Source organism: Nocardia sp. JCM 34519.1, assembly GCF_020361265.1.
In the GTDB taxonomy this organism is placed as follows: domain Bacteria; phylum Actinomycetota; class Actinomycetes; order Mycobacteriales; family Mycobacteriaceae; genus Nocardia; species Nocardia arthritidis_A.
In genome coordinates this window covers 1,139,128-1,159,993 of the sequence record NZ_JAIRBR010000001.1, presented here as the reverse complement: position 1 = coordinate 1,159,993, position 20,866 = coordinate 1,139,128, and the positions used below count along the sequence as shown (strand labels likewise).

The window sequence follows — 20,866 nt, the reverse complement described above, 5'->3', positions numbered from 1 at the left end:
CGCGATGAACGTCTTCCGGGTCACCCAGCATCCCGGCTGGCCCGCGCGGCTCGGCCCGGCCCATGTCGCCGCCGGCCAGGTGACCTTGCGTCCCGTGCGGCTGCGCGACGCCGCGACCTGGAGCCGGATTCGCTTGCGCGACAGGGAACATCTGGAGCCGTGGGAACCCACCGGCCGCGGCACGTGGGAGGCGCGCAACCACGCGTCCAACTGGCCGTCGCTGTGGTCGAGTCTGAAGGCCGAGGCCCGGCGCGGCGCGATGATTCCGCTGGTGATCGAGGTGGACGGGGTGTTCAGCGGGCAGCTGACGATCGGGAACATCGTGCGCGGCGCACTGCGTTCGGCGTGGATCGGGTATTGGGTGGCAAAGGAAGTCGGCGGTCAGGGGGTCGCGACGGCCGCGCTCGCGCTGGGGCTCGACCACTGCTTCGGTCCCGTCGGATTGCATCGGGTGGAGGCCACCGTGCGGCCGGAAAACCTGGCCAGCCAAGCGGTATTGCGCAATGTCGGTTTCCGGGAGGAGGGGCTGCTGCGCCGCTACCTCGACGTGGACGGTGCGTGGCGCGATCACCTGCTGGTCGGCATGACCGTCGAGGAGGTCACCGGCACCGTGCTGGACCGGCTCGTTCGCGAGGGTCGCGCCACCCGGCCGTGACGCGCCCGATTGCCAAGGCGCGCCGCGGTTATGGTGGAAATGTGACGGGTGTGGCGCATGTGCACGGCGCGCCTGCCGGAAACTGCCGCCACGCCGAATTAACCTACGGACGTCGGTGGTGCGTCCTGCGCCATCGATGGCGAGCCTGTGAGACGCAACGGGGGCGGAACGCGATAAACGAACAGGCCGTACGGACAATCCAGGCGGGGACGGAGGTGCGGACACGATGCCTAATTCGATCCTGTGGATCGGCCTGGTCGTGCTCTGGGTCTTCGTCCTGTTCCCCATCCTCGCCGACCGGCATCCGAGGATCCGGCAAACCACCGACGCCGCACTGGCCACCCGGGTACTGCACCGCGGCGGCTCCAAACGGCGTGCCAAGAAAGGGCCTGCCGCCGGGCACGAAAGCGACCCGGACTATCGGCCGACCCGAGCGCAGAGAAGGTTTACCCATAGCGATGATGCGGAGGATCGGATGACGACACCGGCCGAAGAGCCCGTCACCGAGGCTGACGACGAAACCGCAGGCGCCGAAACCGGATCGGACACAACCGATTCCCACGAACACGAGGTGGCCGAACCGGCCGGGAAAGCCGAACACCCCACGGACGCCGACGAATCGGTCGATGATGACGAGGTGGATTCGTTCGTCGACGAACCCGAACCCGCGCGGGCCCGGATACCACCGGCGCGGTCGGCCGCCCCCGCCCGCGTCCGCGACGAGCCCGAAAACTATTCCGGCGACGACGAATTCGACGAAGACGAATTCGTGCCCAGCCGGCGCGGCCGCGGCGGCTTCGACCCGGAAGCCGACGCCATCGCCCGCGCCGCCCGCTACACCTTCCGCCAGCGCGCCGTCCTCGCCCTCATCCTCGCCGCCCTCAGCTGCGGCGGCGTCGCCATCGCCGTCACCCCACTGCTGTGGTGGGGCTGCGGCGCCGCCACCCTGATCCTCGTCACCTACCTGGCCTACCTGCGCAAACAGGTACGCATGGAAGAGGACATCCGCCGCCGCCGCGCCGCCCGCCTCAGCCGCGCCCAACAACTGGGCGAAGCACCCGCCCCCCGCCGCGCCGAACACCGCCCACCCGACCTCATGGACCGAGATACCGCCCGAGCCCTACGCCGCCGCTCCGTCCTCCTCGAACCCGACGACGAAGACCCCATGTTCGAACACCTCGACCCCTTCGACCCCGCCACCGCCCGCGCCGTCCGCACCCGCGCCGCCGGCGGCGAAATGCGCCGCGCCGCCGGCGCCTAACCCCGGCTGAAACCGCAGGTAAACAGGCCGATTCGGAATCCGCGGTCGGTGTTTGCTACAGTTGCACAGCGCGGTTCCCCGGAGCCGCACGGGGCTATAGCGCAGTTGGTAGCGCGTCTCGTTCGCATCGAGAAGGTCAGGGGTTCGATTCCCCTTAGCTCCACAAAGTTGCTGCTCAGGCCCGGTATCTGCCGGGCCTGATTTGTACCACGGGGTTCCGAGGGTTCACTAAAGGTTGACTAATCCGTCGGGCGTGTCGACCGAGCCGAGACTGCGTTGGGCAGCTTGGTCCAACTTGGCTGGACAGTCAGTACGGTTCCAACGTCTGTTGCGATGATCAATTTCACCGATGCGGAGCCCGGCCCTTCGACGTCGTGGTTGGCGTCTGACACAGACGATGCGGACGAAGGTCAAGCACCGAGGGGACGTTTCAAGTGCGGCTGCCGGTAACCGCGTGATTGATGGCTTCGGCTGCCTCGGTGTGAGCTCGGCCTCGGGCCATGTAGTGCCGGTGTGCCATTGATATGTCGGCGTGGCCGAGTTGGTCGGCGGTGATGCGTGCCGACAGGCCGGCGTCGTCAAGGATTGTCGCGATGGCTTTGCGGAAACTGTGTGCCGTGATGTCGTCGGGGATCCCCAGCGCCTCACGAACGCGTTGCCATTCGTGCTGCACATTGTTCGGGTCGCGTAGGGTCCAGTTCTGCGAAGGGAATACCAGATCAGGGACTTCGACCTTCGGATCGGGTGGTTTGGTCTTCCTTCGCTCGGCCAGGGCCTCCTTGCGCAATTTGAGGACCTCGATCGCGAAGTCGGGCAACGCGATTCGACCTTTGCGGTTCTTGGGATCGTTGTCCTCCTCGACACGGACCAAACCCTCGCCGGTGACGCGGATGACTTTGCCAGTCGTTTCGAGTGTCCCGGCGTCGAGATCGATATCGGTCCAAAGCAATCCGAGTAACTGGCTCCGCCGTAAACCGGTGGCCGCGAGCAGAGCAACCCAATCGGCCAGATCGGCGGTCTCGCAGAACGCGGCGACAGTAGGCGGCTGGTACCGCTTGAGCGGATTGGCTCGTTCCCGCTCCTTCTTCGAAAGCAAACGAGGACATGGAAGCTGCGAGGTTCGGACGGCGGTGAGAATGAACCGAAGCTCGTCGACGGTGATCTGACGGGCGCCGCCGGTTCGGCCTTTGGGCGCAACGTTTTTGGCCATCTCGGCTTCTCGGGCCGGGTTCACCGCCAGCGCATCCTTGCGTACCGCGAACCGAAACATTCCGGAGAGCACGGTGCGTGCCGTAATTCCGGACGACGGCCCCTTCCGATGCGCGACCAACTCCAGGTAGTCCTCGACCGTCGAAGTCGTCACCTCACACAGTCGGCGGCTGCCGAATTCTTCGCTGAAGAGCTCGGCTGCAACGTCATAGCGGTCGAGAGTGTTCTTCGCGCGCTTCTGTTTGACCAAATATTCCCGGTAGACCGTCCATAGCTGGCGAACGGTCATCGTCGGACTGAGTTCGCTACCCGTCCGTGGTCGGACTTCGGCCGCAGCAGCGAGTACCGCCTCCGTAGCGCGTGTTCCGTCGCGATCGGGGATGTATCGCCCGCGGGAGTCGTACTTCGGGGGTGAAACGCGTTTGATCGGACGACGTTTCCCGGTCGCATCTCGCACTCGAACCAGTGCCTCCCAATGTCGGCCTGGCACAAGCTCGGTCAGGTGCACCTTCCCTGGGACGCCGATCTTGCGGGGAGGACGACCGCGCTCCACTACGCGCTTTCGTGGGGGTTGTCCGTATCGGCCGCAAGGTCATCGTCGATCAGCGAGTCGATTGCTTCGTCGAGTTCGCGTAGATCCCAGCGAAGGGAGTTGCCAACTCGTCGGGGTTTCGGGAGCCACGGATGCTTGTGCCGTTCCCGGTTCCACCGCCGAAGAACTTCGGGATCGAAGCAGATGTGGGCCGCAGCATCCTCCGTGCGCGCCCACTGTCGATCCGGCTCGGGGTTGGACTCGGTGGTCATGTGAGCCTCCAATCGAACTGGTACCGGCTCCGGTGTGGGTGAGCCTCCGGTACCACCTCCATTTCGTTACTTCGCTTGGACTCTAATATTAGAGCTTATATAGTACATGGAACCGTGTCTACGCCCGCGAGGACGCGTTAAGGCCGCCCTATGGCACGAGGGGTAGTGGGTCCGATCCGCTGCGGCCCAAGGTGCCTATTATAGAACTAATATTAGCCCTTAGTGCGAACCGACTGCCTCCGGGCTCAGGGTCTACTCTTCGCTCGATTTGGGTGGTTCTGCTGGCGATCGACCGCTGGGCGCACCGCCGTTGGTGACCCCAGATGGTCTTCGATCAGATCGCCGAGGTGACTGTTTGTTATGGCGCGAGTGGTTATCAGGCCGAGCCTCGGGGCATTTGGCGGTCGGTTCGGGTACTCGGCCACATTCGCGACCGGGTTTCCGTCGCTTGACGGGCAAGGCTGGTGGACGGCGAGTCGTCGACCTAAGAACCGACGATGAGGGGGTGGACGATTTCGAGTTGCCGTCTGTCTCATTGATCGGCGCGAGCGTGGAGGAGCGCCAGTTTTGCCACCAGGTAAGGCGATGGTCTGAGTTCTGCGGCAGGCTGGACTCAATGACTGGCACGATCAGCGTCAGTGCGCCCAACACTAGAGTGACTACCAGCGCAAGAGTGGTAACAAGCAGAACAACCCACCAGGGTGCTCCGGAGGAGGCGAGCGCGACTGGCCCGCCGATCCCGAGAGTGCCGGACAGGGTCCGCGGGGCCAACCAGCCGGTGGTCGTTCCCACGATCGGTTTCTGGTTGTCGCGTACTTCAAGATCTTCGGAAGTCATTGCAGCGTCGATGTACCTGTCATCAGCTCGTCGGCGAATGCCGTGCGCGCGCTGGTCGCAGCTTCGATGTACTCGCGATGGACCGTGATCTGCTGGTCGAGGATCAGCAGCGCGGCACTGATCCGACGCTGCACTTTGATAGGGGGTACGGTCACGATGAGCTCACCGAGCATCCGTGTGCTGATGGTCGGGACGACGTTGGTTTCGGCCCGCCTACGGATCCACTGCTTAGTGGTGGAAAGGGTGAGGAAACCCAACAAGTACCGAGGGTCGATAATGTTCGGGTCAGCTACGCGCAGCCTGAACAGATTCGCACCGAACAGCCAGCCTGCCTGTGTGTCGTCGACGATTGCCGGTTCACTCATTGCTCCGGATCGCACGCAGAGAAGGTCATTTTCGCGCAGACGAAATTTGTCGAGGTGGTGTGCGCGGTCGTCCGTTGTTTTCTCGGCGTCAGAAGCGTCCACTCGACGATCTCGCAGGTGCCGAGGCATCACAATCGGCACGGTCCCTCGATCGTCACGCTCTTTGATCCCGAGCCGTGTGTAGGACGGACCTGCTTGGATCTCGCAAAGTTCGGAGAGACTACGCGATGTCCAATCTTGTGCTCGGGTGCCTTCGGGGGTTGGCTGCACAACTGACGTGAGGTCCATCAGCTGCGAATCCAGGAGAGAGAGTTGGGAGCGCAGTTGATGCAATCGAGCAAGCTGTTTCTGAGCGGCGCTGGGCGCACGGCGGACGGAGCGAGCTTTGGGTACATCAAGGTAGTCGGACGGATTCAAAGAATAATCCTTACGACGCAACGTGTCGATCTCTACAGCCATTGCGCGACCGCCATCGCTCAATGGCTGTATGTCACCATGAGTGAACAGATGGCGCTGATGAAAAACCTTCGGGATTATATCGAGTGCGGCTTCGGTCAGTCGTTGCGCGGGGCCGCCCTGCCCCGTCCTGAGTCTTCTGCCCATGGAGGTCGCGTCGATAAGCAACACGGTTCCTGGCTGTCCTGTAGATTTTCGCAAAATCCAGATAGATACTGCAATATCGGTTGACGGGAATAATTGCGGTGGAAGTGCGATGATAGCTTCGACGGCGCCTTGTTCAATCATCTGCTGTCGAATATAATGCTCAGCTTTGTCCGCAGTCGCGCCAGCGCTGCTGGGCATGACGACTCCTGCTCTTCCCTCTTGCGAAAGCCGGTCTACGGCGAGCTGTAGCCAGGCGTAATTGTCGTTGTGCCGTGGCGGCTCAGCGAACGGCCACCGGCGAAGGTTGTAGTACCAGCCCTGCTGCTGGCGTTGGTTAAAAGGAGGATTCATTAAGACAAAGTCGAAGGATGTATCAGAATCGGGTTCAGCCTCCCATGGTGTAGGGCTACTCAGCCTGATTTCGGCGATTTGCCCGTGCAAAGCGAGATTCATTCCAGCAAGCCGCCAGGCATCTGGGTTCGGCGTCTCGCCTGAGAGTGGTTGATCGGTGTTCGGTTGTAGGCGTGCGCTTGCCTCGAGTAATAACTCCCCTCCGCGAAGATATGGGTCATGAACTCGTCCGGCCGCCTTATTTGTCTCATTACCTCCGATAAGCAGATCGGCGAGCAAGCGCGCCGCGTCCCGTGGGGTATAGAACTCCCCACTGGTACTTCCGGCCTCGGCCATGTAACGGTCCATTAGATAGCGGAAAGCCCCACTGCCTATTTGACCGCATAGCGTGATCACCACATTGACATAGTGGGTGTCGCGTGGGCGCAGTCTTTCGAATGCGCCGCCCATGCCCGGCGCGATGGCGTACCGACGTAATGTCTGATCTATCAACCCGGCAAGTCGCTGCATCTGATCTTCGGCTCTGTAGTCGTACCGGTCAGAAAACAGGTCGGACTCCTGCACATCTCCGCAGCGGAGTAAGAAGATGAGGCTCAATATGAAGGTCAGATAGTCGGCTTGCGAGCCAACTTCACCGCGGATCGCAGATGCCAGATCTCCGAGCAGGGCGCCAAGCGCCTGTCCGCTTTCTGGCCCGTCTTTCCACTCCGGAATCTTTGGCCGCGCTTGCTCAGCTTCAGCCCGCTGGCGTCGCCGCACACGTTCGCCGTAGGTACACCCATCGGGCTCATCTGCCGCAAGCTCCTTCGCTGGTATCGGGCGCTTGTCGAGCCAGGCGATCGCATCGTTTAGTCTCAGGTCGTTCGACCCGGTCGTTGCTTTGGGGAAGTCCGAGTGACGCTTGGCCCAGGTCGTGACGGTGGGCCGCTGTACACCCGCCAGCTTGGCGAGCCTTGCCCGCGAGATGAACTCGTCGATCATGCTTCCTCGCTTCCCCGGAAAGCCGAGCGACCTACGCGCGGCGTAGCCGACCGTAGACCTCGATCGACACGGTCGCAATAAGGGGGTTATCAGTATGCGACCGGAGTGTGTGCGCATGCTGGTCCAATTTCTGTCCACTCCGCCGCTAATCAATGCAATATCAGCAGCTCGAGGGCGCTGATGCGCTGATTGCAGATGTTGACCCGTGTGGACGTATCGGTGCGCACCGTCAGTGCTCATCAGCCTGATCGGCTAGGGTCAGTCAGGTCGATACGACCCAAAACCTGGGGAAGGTGCGAAGATCGGTAGCACTAGGTACTGGCGAAACAACTGCCATCTTTCTGGAGACGCCATGGAGCGCGTGTTCGGCGACGACCACGCCCGACACCTGTTCGACCGAGGAGTCCGAGAGTCTCCGTTCCTGCGCCGGAGCAGGAAGCGAAATCTCAAAACTGTGGCCAACTGGTCAAGCTATGGCCAGACATTCTGTGTTCTGTGACAGTGAATCGTCCTTGAGATGGGTGCCTTGACCTGCGGTGAGGAATTTTGGATGGCCCGCCGGGCGGTGGTCTACGGTGCCGGAAAGCCCTGGGATCGGGTGGGTTCGCCATTGGATCTTGCTCGTTGTCGTGGGCGTTGCCGTTCGCTGAACGAAGGTCGATGGCGTCGGGGTCTGTTGTTCAGAGCGCGTAGTTACGGACCAATTGCAGAGCCTTCGCAGCATGCGGGCCCTGCGTGATGAGGCCGGTATCCTCGGGTTTAAGGCGTTGCGCGCCGACGCGGCAGAACTCGCCCGCGGAGCCGCGAATCACCGAATCGGCGGTTTCGTCGCCGAAGAGCCACAAGTCGCCGTCGGGACCGACGAGTTCGCAGCGCACCGGACCACCCTCCGTGCCGGACGAGGCAAGGGCATACGGCAGAGTGCGGTGGGCGAGGCGGGCGATGAGCCAAAGCCGGTCACTGTCCGGATATTTCATGCCGAGCGGTTCTGTGATGTCCAGCAGGTGAGCCCAGTGCTCGGCGACGCGGGTCGCAGCCAGCGTGCGCGATGACAACGGAACGGTGACCCAGTGCAGTCGGGCACCCTCCGGACAGGCACGCAGCCCGGCCAGCGTCGCGGCCGATGCCTGCCGCCAGCGCTGTAGCAGTTCGGTTCCCGAGGCCCCGCGCTCGGCCACGACCAGGCGGTCCATTGCTTCGTCGACCGAGAGCCCATTGCGCCGCGGGATATCCGCGTCGGTCCCGCGGACCGATGCCAAGGCGAACTCCTCAGTCTGAGCCAGATGCAGCACCGTGTCCGCGACCGTCCATCCGGCCGCCGCCGACCGTGCGCTCCACTCGTGCGGCTTCAACGCAGCCAGCACCTGGTCCACCTGTTGGTACTCGGCGGCCAAGCCGTCGAACGGATCTACGTTGATCATCCGGTCCCTCCCGAAACAGCTTTTGCCGCAGTCTCGTCCGGATTCTTCCTGCAGTTGCCGCCCGTCGCAATGGTCAGTCCCGGAGCTGGCCGCCACCACCGGCTCACCAGGACAACAGATCCTCGGCGGAATTCTTCGCCTCCACCGGATGACCGGCCGCCGCACTGCGCAGCAGCGGCCAGTGTCCCGCTCGATACGATCAAGACAACGCGCAAACTGCGGTGGCAGAACCATCAGCATGAGCAAGATTCATTCGCACAGAGCACGATTGACTGTCACAGGACACGTGAACCTGGTGAAGTCTGCCGTGTGCACTTGGGGCCGATGTAGGGTCCGGAAAGTTGTGGCGGAGTGCAGTTCTCCCGACCTGGGGCTTTACTCGTCTTGTCGCAGAACCGCCACGGCCTTCAGTCTCAGATCCGTGGCGGTTCTTCGAGCCTTCAGTACCTGGTGTGGGCATAGCCGGGTCCTAGGGTCGGGACAGATGCAACGTGGTGTGGTAGTAGCCGTCGGTTTCCTTTCCGGAGGGGTCGGCACCGGTCGCGGTAACAGCGGCGAGGGCGTAGCGCTGTTCGTCGAGGTCGGTGAATCGACGCTGAGCGACGGTATGCCCCGGGTCGGCCTCGGTGATCAATCCGTATTCGGCCAGAGCGTCGGCGATGGGCCGATAGGAGCCGGTGCGCAGCACGAACGCGGCGACCCACATCGGTTCGTTTGCGGCGCGCAGTAATTGGTGGAATGTGCGGCCGGTCAGGAAGCTCGCGCCACCAGTCACGGTGATCAATCCGGCTTCGCCGACCGTGCGCAGCAGGGTCGTGGATGCGGTGCTGGTCTCCAGGTTCTCGGTGAAACCGGCGTCGAGCAGGCCCACGGCCAGCGCGTAGTCGATCGCGGAAGCGGCGATGTCCAGACCGACCACCGGCACGGCATCGTCACGGCGACGGGCGGCGTAGAAGTCCTTGTCGTGCGCGATCAACTCGGCTGTGTCCAGCTCGGATACCGCTGGGGAGGTGTAGTGGGCGTAGAGGTCTGCAAGGGTCAGGTGGTGGTTGAGTAGTGCGGCGTTGATGCCGTATGAGCAGCACAGATCCACCACCGTCACCGGTCGCGATCGGTGACGCTCGATGACCAAACGGCGGAACACCGGTTGGGCGTGATGCGGGGTCTGGTAGTCGAACCGGCCGAGCACGCTGAAGAACTCACGCGGGTCGGGCCGGTCGTAGATGTCGTCGAAAGGTGTCCTGCCTCCAGGGATTTGCGACATACCATGATGTTGACACGGCAGACGGCAGCAGATGATCGCCGATCGGCTCGCCACATCCGTGTAGCGGACCGGCCACATCCAGCTGAACCGCGTCCTGGAATTCTTTCGCCTGGACCGCAACTGGCGCAGATCATTCGCCAACCGTCCGCACAGGACCGGAGTCTCAAAACCGTGGCGGATCCGCCACCCACCGCCAAACATTCTGAGATTCCGCTACGAGTTTTGAGACACTACAGGCGATCGGGCGATCAGGCGGCGATCAGCGCGAATTCTCCCGCCTCGACGGCAGCGATAAAGGCGGCCCACTCGAAAGACGTGTAGGTAAGCGAGATTCCGTCAACTGAGCTGATGGTCGCGCCGCCATCCGGGTGCACCGTGATCGACGGTAGAGCGTCCAACTTCGGTGACCGATGACCGAGGGCGTACGCCGTGAACTGTGGCCACACGCTGGCTGGCACCGAGATGATCGGTTGTGGTGTCGACTCGCAAGTCGGGTCGTACTTGCTATCGCGGATGAGCACGGTCTCGCCGTTGAAGCGGATCTCGACGCAGGTGGCGGCGTCCTTGGAGAAAGACGACTTGAACCACGAACTGCGAATGGAGATCTGCCTATCGCTCACGTATTCGATCCTATCTGACCTTCTACTCTTTCAATCAGTGCGAGGGACTCCGCTCGACTCGGCGCTACGGCGAACACGCTGGTGTAGAGGTGGTTCAGTTCGCGTACCTGCATCGCATCTTCGATGATCTGGCCGCGGGCCCCGTTCTCGGACCATGCCAGGGTCGGCAGCCGGGGACTGGTGAAGTCGATCAGGTAGATGCTGCTGCCGCCGAGTGATAGGCATGCAGGCGAGTCGAACGGCAGCACGCGGATGTCGATTGTGTCGGGATGCTCCTTGCTGAGCGCGATCAGGTGACGCAGCTGCGCTCGCCGGATGTCCGGCCCCCAAGGCTGCTGAAGTAGGGCGGCCTGGTTGAGGATCGCGGTGAAGTGGAGCGGCTCGCTGCTTGTCAGTCGTTCCTGTCTGCGCAGCCGGGCCTCGGCTTGTTGATCAGCCTGAACCGGTGAACGAACTCCGAACGGCGAGTTCATAAGCGCCCGAACGTATTCGGGGCACTGGAGCAACCCGGGTATCGCCACGCTTTCGAAGACGCGAATGGTGTGGGCGCCGTATTCGAGGCCGAACAGGCGGATGAGCTCAGTGCCGAAGGTTGCTGTGTATCGGTTCCACCAACCACGGCCCTTGGCGATGGCGTGCAGCGCGAGGAGTTCCTCTTGCTCCGACATGTCGATGTCCAGCACGTCGAGAAGAGGCCGGAGCTTGTCCTCGGACATCAAGTTGCGCTCGTTCTCGATGTGCGAGAGATATGCCGGCGACAGGCCGAGCTTCTTGGTGATCGAGGCAGGGCTGAGGCCGAGCTCCTCGCGTCGTTGACGAAGACGTAGGGCCAGCTCCCACCGGGCAACGATGGGTGAAGTCGGCATCGGAATCTCCTGACTGTCGCTCGGAGCTTGATCGTGCATCTGCGTTCACCGCCGCGCTGAGGGGATTGAGTTCTAAAATATAGTCGGTATGGTACTCATCACAGTGGTCATGAAATAGCCTATGCGGCGCCACTCCATGGACGGTGCCTCGTCGGGTTGCTTCCGGCGGACGGAGGCATGGTCGTTCGCCGGAAGCGCAAGCTGCTTGGTGCGCGGCCGGTGACGGATCGACGGAAGCGTGTGGCACATGAGCTCGAACTGGATCTCCAATGGCTCAGCAATTCGGATTGGCTTGGGAGATGGATCCTTGATAGTCGAGAACGGCGGGCCCATAACCAGATCGGTGTCGCGAGAACTCCTGCGGTATCAGGGATTACGGCTTCCCATGCAGTTGTCAGGCGCGTCTTCCCATCGGCTGCGGCACTGCGGTTCTCAGGCGAACGATTGGTGCAGTGAATCCCGTTGTGCTCTGCTGGGGGCGGACTGATGACGAGGACAGGCCCGGCTCATCGGGTGTCTGCTTGGGGCGGTCGGCTGCGTGCCTATCGGAAAGACGTTCTGAAGCTGAATCAGCAGGAGTTCGCCGCCGCGCTGAACAGCAAGGGCGCCGAGTTGGGCCTCAAACTTTCCTGCGAGCAGCAGCATGTGTCCCGCTGGGAATGCGGGGCGGTCCAGCAGCCCGGTCCCGACTACGCGGTCACGCTTCGTGAGCTCGGTGCGCCTACCCCGGAAGCTATGGCCGCGGAGCAGGATGACGAATTCGACGGCGACTGCATACCGAACCATTTGATGCCCGATGTGCTGGCTGTGGTGGAGGCAGATCGTCGAAGGTTCCTCGCAGCAATCGCTGCTGCGGCGACAGTAGGTCTGACAGCCGAATTGGTGCCCTGGTTTCCCAAAGGCTCTGGGCACGTACCGGTTCCAGGCAAAGTCGGGATGGCGGACGTCGAATTCGTTCAACGAGTCACCGCGAGCCTCCGTGGCCTCGATCAGCGACACGGTGGTCTGTCTGTTGTCGATTCCGCATCGGGCTTGCTGAATTGGAGCCGAGGTCTGCTGGGTCGTTGTGAGGATGAGACGACAGCCGTACCGATGTCGATTGCGTTGGCGGATCTTGCACGCTTGATTGGCTGGGCTTATCACGATATCGGCGAGCACGGTTTCGCTCGGAGCTATCTCACCCTTGCGCTGTCGTATGCGCGAAGCGTGGGTGCGGACAGCCTGACCGCATCGATCTTGTACGTACTGGGACGGATGAGTCTGGCCGAGCGTAGGCCACGTGAGGCGTTGCGGATGTTCCAGCTCGGTCAGATATCCGCGCAGGACGCGTCGAATGCGGGCGAATCTGCGCGGCTGCACACCAATGTCGCGTGGGCGCACGCGATGATGGGGAATCGGCGGCAGATGCACGATTCGTTGGCCAGGGCTGAGCACGAGATCAGCCAAGTCGGTGCGACGGATATGGATCCCTGGAACGAAGTCTTCTTCACTGCGGGTGAACAGGCTGGCCTCACGTCGGTCATCTTCAACGAGTTGGCGCTGGCGTCTGACGATCCGAAAATCGCGCAGCAGTACACGATTCACGCCTTGCAGCGAGCTACGGATTCGCTCGGGTCGTCGGCCGATGACCGACCGATCCGCAGTCTGGCATTTGACCACACCACCGCGGCGGCTTGCCTGTTCCGGCTCGGCGACATCGGTTCTGCCGTCGCCTCTGCCGATATGGCGCTCGCCCTTACCGGCGAGGTGCTCAGTGCTCGCGTCGTGGATCGACTGCGCACGATGAGCGTTGGTGCACAAGCTTTTCGGAAACACACCGATGTCCGGGAAATCTGCTACCAGGTCGACCAGCTCGCATTGCCCGCCCCAAGAGTATTGATGAGTTAAGGGCGGTGGCGCGGCTCGCGGGCGAACTAGGATGGCGAAGTGGCGACCGAACTCTCGCCGCGCCGTGCTGCGGAATTGCATGCGGCGGTGGTGGATGCCTGTGCGCAGATGAATTTGGCCGCGGACGGGGCAGAACTGATCAAGTACACCGTCAACGCCGTCTATCGACTGGCGGCGCCCGTCATCGTACGAGTTGGGTCCGGAGATGTCGGACATGCCCGCGGGCAGCGGTTGGTTGAAGTCGCGCGATGGCTGGTGGACCGCAACGCACCGATAGCGCAGCTGGTCGAAGGTGATCAGCCGGTTCATATCGGTGAGCGATACACGGTGACGTTCTGGCACGAGCTGCCGGTGAAGGAAGATTGGACCGCACAGGATCTGGCCAGCCCGCTACGAGCGCTCCATCACCTTGTTCCCGATGAGTCGGTACCTGCATGGAATCCGTTCGAAACGGCTCGGCGTCGAGTGGCCGGCGCCGATTCATCCATTTCGTCCGGTGACCTCGCGTGGCTTCGTGACCAATGGCTCGCGACCGAGCAGGATTACATGGCATCAAAGGGTGCGATGCCGATGGGTGTCATTCACGGCGACCCGCACATCGGAAATCTGCTGTTGGACGAGGATGGCCGGGTCGTGCTGTGTGATCTCGATGAGACTGGAATCGGCCCGCTCGCATGGGATTTGGTTCCGCAGGCAGTTGGGGCCACGCGATTCAACCGCGCCAGCTTCTATCGCCAGTTCGTCGGCGCCTACGGCTTCGATGTTCGCGATGAGCCGTACTGGCCGGTGCTCGCTCGTATCCGCGAACTGATCATGGTGACCAGCGTCCTGCCCGATTTGGGCGAACGCCCGGACGTGGCTGCTCAGCATGCTCACCGGCTGGCGACACTCCGATCGGGGCGCACGGCGGCACTGTGGCAGCGGTATCAGTAGCAGCCCAGGGCTTTACGGCTGGCGTGTTGTATTTCCTTGCCGCACATGCCGTATTCGCCGATCGGGTCCATGCAGTATCCGACGTAAATTCGTGCCGTTGAGATCCCTCCTGTATCGGCGCTTGACTCGATACATGCTTGCAGGTCATACGCAGTGCGCTGAGGTGTAGGCGGATTGTTGTGTGGCTCTGCGGTTGTCATTGTCGACGCGACGCCAACGATCTTTATTCGCACCTGGTCGTCGGCGCTGGGCGACAACGCCGCGGTGCCGGAACCGCGGTGGTCCAAACGGCCGACTCCTCGGATAACCGAGGCCAGCAGGGGTGATAGCGATGCAGCTAGTGCCAGGCGCCGACAGGATGCTCTCGGCGTGGTGGGTCGGGGGAAATTACTTCACGTTGCCGTGGTTGCCCGGAAGAACGGTCTCGACGGAGGTCGCGTCGGCAGCCGTACAGGCCGCGATGATTCTGTGCAGTGCACCGAACCTTGCCGACTCCGATTGGTCGGAAGTGAGGAACGGGGCTGAACTGCTTGGCCTTACACCTCGGCAACTGGCCAGCCAGCTGGAAGTGGACTGCGATATTCCGGGTCCGGCTCGCACGCCCGGTTGCTGGGTTCCACTGGGGTGATCGGCATGTTGCCGGATGCGTATTCCCTCCTCACGGGTTCGCCGGTAACGGCCCCATGCCCATCCGATTCGAAGACGTCGTCGATCGGTTTGCTGCCGCGGGCAAATGTGCTGCTCGCTGCACTCCATCGGTCGTGGGAGGTTGAAACCGATCCTGATTTAGCGCGGTGGGCGTACCGGCTCGGTGTGCTCTACGCGCGGCTCGGCGACGGCCCTCTCCCAGCTGATATTCGGCAGCGTGCGAGCAAGATCATCGACGAGGTGAACGACTGGATCGCGCGCACCATGCCGCGCGCCGTAGGCGGGGCGACGATGGCGCCGGTCTCGATGGGGGAGCTGGTGGCGTGGATCGCCCGGGCAGCGAAATGCTCTGAGCAGCTACCGGTTTCAGAGATCCATCCGATGTGGCGTCGGCTGGCTGAGCTGGTCCAGGCGTACAACGACCTCGTACGCGGTTTGGAAGCGGGCACCTGCGATTTGCCGACATACCTTCCGGAAACCGATTGGAGCTGAGTCATGTTTGTGGATCGTGAAACAAGTAAGCGAGACATCTGTGCAGGGCATGAAAGCCTTGTCAATGACCGCCGAACGGTAGATGTAATGAATGAGCCCACCCGTTTCAAACTTGCGGCAGAGCTCGTTCATGCGAGTAGGCAATACCGGAGAGAGTGTGGCGCTCATGGATGACTCGCAGTTGTCCGACACAACCCGATCCCGGTGTGCATATTATCGAAATATATGCGGCATTCCTGCTGGTATAGATGCTGAATTCGATCGAATCATTGTCCGGGCGGGTGTCGTCGGCGCAATCGCCATGCCAGCCGAATTGGGCACGCGCGTACAGGACGCCATGCGGCACAATCGCCGCACGCTGGGGCCGATTGTCTCGCATTCGAAATCTGGCCGCTGGACATTCCTGGTTCGCCCTGACCTGTCGACCGAAGACATAAGACTATTCGCAGAGACGTTTCGCATCAACGTATCCGTTGCTCCGGTCGGTGGAGAAATAGTCTTACCATCTCCGGCTGACGACCTCAGTGGACGCCGCAGATGGGTGGTGCCGCCGCTCGATACGTTCCGCCCTTCCGGCGCCATTGTTATGGAATATGTGCGCAAATGCGCCCGCTTACCGAATGACAGGACCGCGGGTTCGCCGTGACCATGGCCGGTTGTTTTCGGGGGTGGTTCCTGTTGATTCGGATGGGTCAGATCGATGACTCCACCCGGAACTGCTCGTCTCGCCCTGACATTGAGAATGACGCCGATCGAACGAAATGCATTACTGCGCAATCGAATTCAATCGGCGCGCTGAAATTCTGATCCGAATACCCGAAATGACATGGTAGGAACCCGAATTGGTCAGACGTCTTGCGGCCGCGCCCGCGTTGCCGGACATGCTCGTTTTGCGGTGCTTCCACCGTCGTCCGGCTGGGCACGAACTGGTGGTTGCCGCCGCGGTCGATTTAGCCCGGTTCATTTTCCGGCGGTTCGAGGTGGCGGCCCCATGAACGCTACCGCGGGGAACGCCCGTGGGCGGGTTCCGATCGGTGTGGATTCGTCCAAACCGAACGCGGCCCGGATCTACAACTATCTACTCGGCGGCAAAGACAACTACGAGATCGACCAGCTCGTCGCCCACCGCATGCTCGCCAACGCGCCCGACACCAGGACGATGGCCTGGTTCAGCCGCCAATTCCTGTTGAAGGCAGTGCAATTGGCCGCCGAGAACGGTATTCGGCAGTTCGTCGACATCGGCACCGGCATCCCGATCCAGCCCAACGTCCACGAGACCGCGCAAAAGATCCAGCCCTCCGCGGTCGTTGCCTGCCTCGACTACGACCCCGTCGTCTACGCACACTGCACCGCGGCGACCTCAGGGCGATCCGGCGTCACGGCGTTACTCGCTGACGTACGCCATCCCGACGATGTCATCGAACGCTGCCGGAGCACGGCCGCAATCGACTGGTCGGAACCGGTTGCGATGCTGCTCGTCGGTGTCCTGCACTACGTGATGGACGACGAGCATCCCGCCGCGATCATCGCCCGATTCCGCAGCGCAATGGCCCCTGGCAGCTATCTCGTGTTCACCCACGCCTGGAGCGAAAGCGCCCAGTCCCTCATCGACCAAACCACGACCGACACCGCCGGTAGCAGCGCCCAAATCCGATACCGCACCACTACCGAGGTGACGCAGCTCGTCGATGGCTTCGAACTCCTCCACCCGGGTATAGCGCCCGTTCAGGACTGGCTCGACCCCGACCTGCCCATCACCCGCCTCGCGATCCTCAGCGGCATCGCCCGCCGCGTAAGCAGTTCGGCGCCGAGGTGATGACGAGCGCCGCGGTCCTACCGAAAAACCAACTCCTACAAGCATGTAGGGGTCGGCCGCTGATGACCACCCCGGTCCTGGGTTGAGCAGCGGAGCTGGCTGACCCGCATAGGAGATGGCCGGCCACGGAACGAGCCACGCTGACAGGCCGCGAGACAGTGGATGAAATCGACTCGCGGTGTGCAGCTTTGGTGCGCGAGATCGACTGTTGGATTGCCGCCCGGGTGCCGGCAGCTCCCTATCGTGTCAGCGGCCAGTTGGAATCCCCCGAGGACGGCCAGTTAGTGCGGTCAAGAAGCTCCCCACTCGCGGCCAGATATGTGTAACAGCAACAAACCAGCCATCACTAGTTTGTCGAGCCGAGGCAGCACCCGGTGCGAGGAGTGCCGCCTTCGCGTCCATACCGGCGGCCCATAAACCCGCGAGTCGCGGCATGAGCCCGGTCGGCGGTGGCGACGCTATCGTCGGTGAGCAGGCGCCGCGCAAGCTGCCAGCGCCGGTCCTCGTCGGTGAACATCTCCCGCCGAGGCGATTGCGGCGGCGATGCGAGCGTGCGGCGTGCCGGTACACCGGCCGAGCGACCTGACACCCGACCCGTTCCGGGGGCCGCGGAGGCAGCGCGCGCGAAGCTCACCGTGACGGGCCAGTCGGTACTGAATCGTGCGCTCGTACTCTTCTGAGCCGAAATGCGTCCGTACCGAATTTCGTTGCCCTACAGTAGAACTCACATGCAATTCGCCCTCACAGGATGTTCCGACGGCGTTGCCGGAGCCTGTTTCGCACGAACCCATCAGTTGTGTTCAACCCGTCTATTTCGGGTTTGTTCTGTGCAATCACAAAGGGGAACGACGATGGCGCAAGAAGCCAGGATTGATGTCGCGATGGCGCCGCAGAAGGCGGCGGGAGATTTGGCGGCCCCAGGACTGTACGAATTGGCCAGGATGGCCGAGGCCGGGCCGTGGTTCGGTATGCCGACCGCCAGATCGAATGAGCCGGTCCGGCCACCGGATTTCGAATGGCCACTCGTCTCCGAGCATCCCTACCTGGGGAAATATGGTAAAGGCACGGCTGCGGTCTACCTGGGCAACGGTCATGAGCGGCTGATCCGCCCGATGATCTTCGCCGACGGATTCAACTACGGCCGCAGCGATCTCGACGGGCTGTGGCAGTGGTTCAACGAGCCCTACTCCGACGCGGGCGAGCGGTTGTTCGACCAGCTGCTGGCCGCGGGCATCGATATCGTGCTGCTCGGCTTCGACACTCGGCACGATTACATCCAGGTCAACGCCGGTGTGGCGCGGGCGTGCATCGAGAAGGTCAAATCCGAACGCTCAGGCCAGGCCAAACTCATCACCGGCGGGGTGAGTATGGGCGGCCTGATCACCCGGTACGCCTTGGCCGCGATGGAGGCAGACCCCGACGCGGATCACCAGACCGAGACCTATCTGTCCTGGGATTCACCGCACAACGGGGCATGGGTGCCGCTGATCCTGCAGCAGATGGCGCACTTCTTCGAATCTTTCGAAGCGGCCGACCCGACCAAGCCGAGTAAGGCGGCGCTGCTGCGCAGCCCGGCAGCCCAACAGCTGTTGTGGGCCTGGGTGGAAAACTCGAAATATTCGGGCCCGGTGGCCACCGCGTCACCGTTACGTGGTCAGTTCCTGCAGGAGCTGGAACAGCTCGGCGGCTTCCCGCAGCAACCCACCAAACTGGGTGTCGCCAACGGCCGCGCCGACGGGCAGGGGCCCGCACTGCCGCCCGGCGAGGTCGTCTTCGACAAGAAATTCCTCGGCGGCCTCGTTGGTAGCGCGACCGCGCGCTACCAGCCCGACATGGGAGATCAGCAGCGGATCGGCGGTATGCACCTCGGCCTGACCATGCGTCGCTCGACGACGACGGCGGTGCCCGCACTGGACGGCGCACCCGGTGGCACGCTGGATTCGTTCGGCCAGGTCGCCACCGCGCTCGGGATCGAACTGCCCGAGGACAAACGCTGGAGTTGTTTCGTACCCTCGGTCAGCTCGGTCGCGCTGAAATTCGACCCACTCACCTGGCCGGTCGACCTGCACAAGGACCTCCGCAACCTGTCGGCACGCGACACCGACCTCACCGAATTCTGTTGCAACATCAATAATTCCGAACATTCGGTGGTGACACCGACCCTCGCGGAATGGGTATTGCGCAAGATCACGAAATAGCCGAAAGCCAGGCCTTGCCACCGGAATCCGGTGGCAAGGCCGATGCAACGGCGCGGTGTCACGCCGACGCCGCACCCGACGGCGACCCGGCGGAGATCCTGTTGTCCAGCCAGGTGCCGTACACCGGTGACCCGGCGGATACGGCCGCAAATGTTGCGGCGTTCGGTGCGGCGGGCACGGAACTCGCGATCGTTTACCTGACTCCGCCGCATACACCGACAATGCTGGAGCCACTGGCAAACGCCCTGTCGACGCTCCTGAGCCCCGTTGCACCACAGACATCGACCCAGCCCTCAATGCTCACGGCCGATGCCACGTAATCGGTGCGGGCATGTTGGTGTGTTCGGGTTCGGCCGCGGTGGGCCGGTCCAAACGGCAGATGAGTGCGTTTCAGGGTCAGCCGGTGACGGAGAGCTGCTCGCCGTAGAACAGCATCAGCCCGGCGGCCGCGGACAGTCCGGCGAGGAGCCAGAAGCGGATGGAGACAGTGGTTTCGGGCCAGCTGCTGAGCTCGAAGTGGTGGTGCATCGGCGCGATTCGGAACAGCCGTCGACCGGTTCTGCGGAACACCACGATCTGCAACAAAACCGAGAGGATCTCGGCGCAGAACAAGGCACCGACGACCACCATCAGCAGTTCGGTACGGGTCGTGATCGACAGCCCGGCGAGCAGTCCACCCAAGGCGAGAGATCCGGTGTCGCCCATGAAGATCTTCGCCGGTGCCGCGTTCCACCAGAGGAAACCCACGCATGCCGCTGCTGTCGCGGCGCAGATGAGCGCCAGGTCCAGCGGGTCGCGCACGGTGTAGCAGCCTGCGCCGGGACGAGTGGTGCAAGCGTTGAGGTACTGCCAGAACGTGATCAACACGTAGGCGCCCAGGGTCAAGGCCATGGATCCCGCGGCCAGCCCGTCGAGTCCGTCGGTGATGTTCACGGCGTTCGACCAAGCGGCCACCAGGAAACACGCCCACAGCACGAACAGCACAGGCACGAGCGACAGCCAGCTCAGGTCACGCATGATCGAGATGTGCCGACTGGCTGGGGTCAGCCCGGTGCTATCGGGGAACCGCAGGGCGAGGATGCCGAAAACGATTGCGGCACCGAACTGGCCGACATATTTACCCTTTGCGGTGAGACCGAGATTGCGGCGTCTGTACAGCTTGATGAAGTCGTCGAGGAAGCCGACCAGACCCATCGCCGTGGCCAATCCGAGCACCAGCAACCCCGAGGCCGTCACACCCGGCGCGTCGTAACGCAGCCCGATCAGATGCGACCCCAGATAACCGGCCCACATACCGGCAACGATGGCGATGCCGCCCATGGTGGGCGTGCCACGTTTCGCCTGGTGGTTTGCGGGACCTTCCGCGCGGATCTCCTGGCCCATCTTCGCCCGGTTGAACAAGCGAATCAGCAACGGCGTCAAGGTGATCGACACCGTCAAGGCAATCGCTACCGCAAACAGGATCTGTCTCATCCGCCCCCGATCCGCGTGGCCCAGCCAATCCGACATGGCACAAACGTCATGAATATTAGCGAGGCGTAGGAGGATGGTGCGCGGCCGCTCAAAGACACCTGCGTTGAAATCGACAGATCAGCGCGTTCGCGATCAAGCGCCGCACACATCCTGAACCGACCCATCAGCGGCATTATGGTGTG

The 20,866-nt window shown here is 62.6% G+C and carries 17 protein-coding genes and 1 tRNA gene; 10 read left to right on the top strand and 8 right to left on the bottom strand.

Annotated elements, in window-relative coordinates; translation table 11 throughout:
- The first annotated feature begins 4 nt into the window (after positions 1 to 4).
- From LGY53_RS05555 to LGY53_RS05545, 3 genes are all read left to right on the top strand, one after another.
- Entirely contained in the window at positions 5 to 655 is a 651-nt protein-coding gene (locus tag LGY53_RS05555) for a GNAT family N-acetyltransferase (RefSeq protein ID WP_167478000.1), read from the top strand.
- A gap of 226 nt (positions 656 to 881) precedes the next feature.
- On the top strand, positions 882 to 1,916 hold the full coding sequence (gene glpR, locus LGY53_RS05550) for a gephyrin-like molybdotransferase receptor GlpR (protein WP_225725524.1): 1,035 nt from the start codon (positions 882 to 884) through the stop codon (positions 1,914 to 1,916).
- 90 nt (positions 1,917 to 2,006) lie between these two features.
- Positions 2,007 to 2,079: transfer RNA gene (locus tag LGY53_RS05545), tRNA-Ala, on the top strand.
- A 267-nt stretch (positions 2,080 to 2,346) separates the two neighbouring features.
- Here the strand turns inward: LGY53_RS05545 and xerC are convergent.
- From xerC to LGY53_RS05510, 7 genes are all read right to left on the bottom strand, one after another.
- Positions 2,347 to 3,414, bottom strand: coding sequence for a tyrosine recombinase XerC (gene xerC / locus LGY53_RS05540; RefSeq protein ID WP_225725523.1), 1,068 nt, complete (start codon positions 3,412 to 3,414; stop codon positions 2,347 to 2,349).
- Positions 3,415 to 3,677: 263 nt separating this feature from the next.
- Positions 3,678 to 3,929 carry a hypothetical protein gene (locus LGY53_RS05535; RefSeq protein ID WP_225725522.1) on the bottom strand — a complete coding sequence of 84 codons (252 nt, stop codon included), beginning with the start codon at positions 3,927 to 3,929 and terminating at the stop codon, positions 3,678 to 3,680.
- An 833-nt stretch (positions 3,930 to 4,762) separates the two neighbouring features.
- Positions 4,763 to 7,066: an N-6 DNA methylase gene (locus tag LGY53_RS05530; RefSeq protein ID WP_225725521.1), complete on the bottom strand. Its 2,304-nt coding sequence runs from the start codon at positions 7,064 to 7,066 to the stop codon at positions 4,763 to 4,765.
- Positions 7,067 to 7,746: 680 nt separating this feature from the next.
- The gene (locus tag LGY53_RS05525) at positions 7,747 to 8,586 is read right to left on the bottom strand and encodes a maleylpyruvate isomerase family mycothiol-dependent enzyme (RefSeq protein ID WP_225725520.1); all 840 of its coding nucleotides are present in this window, start codon (positions 8,584 to 8,586) and stop codon (positions 7,747 to 7,749) included.
- A 370-nt stretch (positions 8,587 to 8,956) separates the two neighbouring features.
- Positions 8,957 to 9,751 (bottom strand): hypothetical protein, encoded by a 795-nt coding sequence (locus tag LGY53_RS05520; protein ID WP_225725519.1) that lies wholly within the window; start codon positions 9,749 to 9,751, stop codon positions 8,957 to 8,959.
- 248 nt (positions 9,752 to 9,999) lie between these two features.
- Positions 10,000 to 10,371, bottom strand: coding sequence for a DUF397 domain-containing protein (locus LGY53_RS05515; protein ID WP_225725518.1), 372 nt, complete (start codon positions 10,369 to 10,371; stop codon positions 10,000 to 10,002).
- The gene (locus LGY53_RS05510) at positions 10,368 to 11,237 is read right to left on the bottom strand and encodes a helix-turn-helix transcriptional regulator (RefSeq protein WP_225725517.1); all 870 of its coding nucleotides are present in this window, start codon (positions 11,235 to 11,237) and stop codon (positions 10,368 to 10,370) included. The genes LGY53_RS05515 and LGY53_RS05510 overlap by 4 nt, the downstream gene beginning before the upstream one ends.
- A 513-nt stretch (positions 11,238 to 11,750) precedes the next feature.
- Here LGY53_RS05510 and LGY53_RS05505 point away from each other — a divergent pair.
- The 7 genes from LGY53_RS05505 to LGY53_RS05475 all read left to right on the top strand — a co-directional run bounded on the left by LGY53_RS05505 (position 11,751) and on the right by LGY53_RS05475 (position 19,531).
- Complete coding sequence (locus LGY53_RS05505; protein ID WP_225725516.1) at positions 11,751 to 13,124, top strand: hypothetical protein; 1,374 nt, start codon at positions 11,751 to 11,753, stop codon at positions 13,122 to 13,124.
- Between the two features lie 39 nt (positions 13,125 to 13,163).
- Positions 13,164 to 14,057, top strand: a complete 894-nt coding sequence (locus LGY53_RS05500) for an aminoglycoside phosphotransferase family protein (RefSeq protein WP_225725515.1) — start codon at positions 13,164 to 13,166, stop codon at positions 14,055 to 14,057.
- A gap of 624 nt (positions 14,058 to 14,681) precedes the next feature.
- Positions 14,682 to 15,197, top strand: coding sequence for a hypothetical protein (locus LGY53_RS05495; protein WP_225725514.1), 516 nt, complete (start codon positions 14,682 to 14,684; stop codon positions 15,195 to 15,197).
- Between the two features lie 166 nt (positions 15,198 to 15,363).
- On the top strand, positions 15,364 to 15,843 hold the full coding sequence (locus tag LGY53_RS05490) for a DNA-directed RNA polymerase subunit beta (RefSeq protein WP_225725513.1): 480 nt from the start codon (positions 15,364 to 15,366) through the stop codon (positions 15,841 to 15,843).
- A gap of 345 nt (positions 15,844 to 16,188) precedes the next feature.
- Positions 16,189 to 17,013 carry an SAM-dependent methyltransferase gene (locus LGY53_RS05485; RefSeq protein ID WP_225725512.1) on the top strand — a complete coding sequence of 275 codons (825 nt, stop codon included), beginning with the start codon at positions 16,189 to 16,191 and terminating at the stop codon, positions 17,011 to 17,013.
- A gap of 851 nt (positions 17,014 to 17,864) precedes the next feature.
- The gene (locus LGY53_RS05480) at positions 17,865 to 19,211 is read left to right on the top strand and encodes a hypothetical protein (RefSeq protein ID WP_225725511.1); all 1,347 of its coding nucleotides are present in this window, start codon (positions 17,865 to 17,867) and stop codon (positions 19,209 to 19,211) included.
- A complete protein-coding gene (locus LGY53_RS05475) occupies positions 19,184 to 19,531 on the top strand; it encodes a hypothetical protein (protein ID WP_225725703.1) in 348 nt (115 codons plus the stop codon). The genes LGY53_RS05480 and LGY53_RS05475 overlap by 28 nt, the downstream gene beginning before the upstream one ends.
- 76 nt (positions 19,532 to 19,607) lie before the next feature.
- On the opposite strand, the gene mraY is transcribed toward LGY53_RS05475, so the two are convergent.
- Entirely contained in the window at positions 19,608 to 20,684 is a 1,077-nt protein-coding gene (gene mraY / locus LGY53_RS05470) for a phospho-N-acetylmuramoyl-pentapeptide-transferase (protein ID WP_225725510.1), read from the bottom strand.
- Positions 20,685 to 20,866 lie beyond the last annotated feature (182 nt).

Coding starts and splice junctions, on each gene's coding strand:
- LGY53_RS05555 (WP_167478000.1), top strand. CDS start 5: ATGAACGTCTTCCGGGTCACCCAGCATCCCGGCTGGCCCGCGCGGCTC.
- glpR (WP_225725524.1), top strand. CDS start 882: ATGCCTAATTCGATCCTGTGGATCGGCCTGGTCGTGCTCTGGGTCTTC.
- xerC (WP_225725523.1), bottom strand. CDS start 3,414: ATGACCGTTCGCCAGCTATGGACGGTCTACCGGGAATATTTGGTCAAA.
- LGY53_RS05535 (WP_225725522.1), bottom strand. CDS start 3,929: ATGACCACCGAGTCCAACCCCGAGCCGGATCGACAGTGGGCGCGCACG.
- LGY53_RS05530 (WP_225725521.1), bottom strand. CDS start 7,066: ATGATCGACGAGTTCATCTCGCGGGCAAGGCTCGCCAAGCTGGCGGGT.
- LGY53_RS05520 (WP_225725519.1), bottom strand. CDS start 9,751: ATGTCGCAAATCCCTGGAGGCAGGACACCTTTCGACGACATCTACGAC.
- LGY53_RS05510 (WP_225725517.1), bottom strand. CDS start 11,237: ATGCCGACTTCACCCATCGTTGCCCGGTGGGAGCTGGCCCTACGTCTT.
- LGY53_RS05490 (WP_225725513.1), top strand. CDS start 15,364: ATGGATGACTCGCAGTTGTCCGACACAACCCGATCCCGGTGTGCATAT.
- LGY53_RS05485 (WP_225725512.1), top strand. CDS start 16,189: ATGAACGCTACCGCGGGGAACGCCCGTGGGCGGGTTCCGATCGGTGTG.
- LGY53_RS05480 (WP_225725511.1), top strand. CDS start 17,865: ATGGCGCAAGAAGCCAGGATTGATGTCGCGATGGCGCCGCAGAAGGCG.
- LGY53_RS05475 (WP_225725703.1), top strand. CDS start 19,184: ATGGGTATTGCGCAAGATCACGAAATAGCCGAAAGCCAGGCCTTGCCA.
- mraY (WP_225725510.1), bottom strand. CDS start 20,684: ATGAGACAGATCCTGTTTGCGGTAGCGATTGCCTTGACGGTGTCGATC.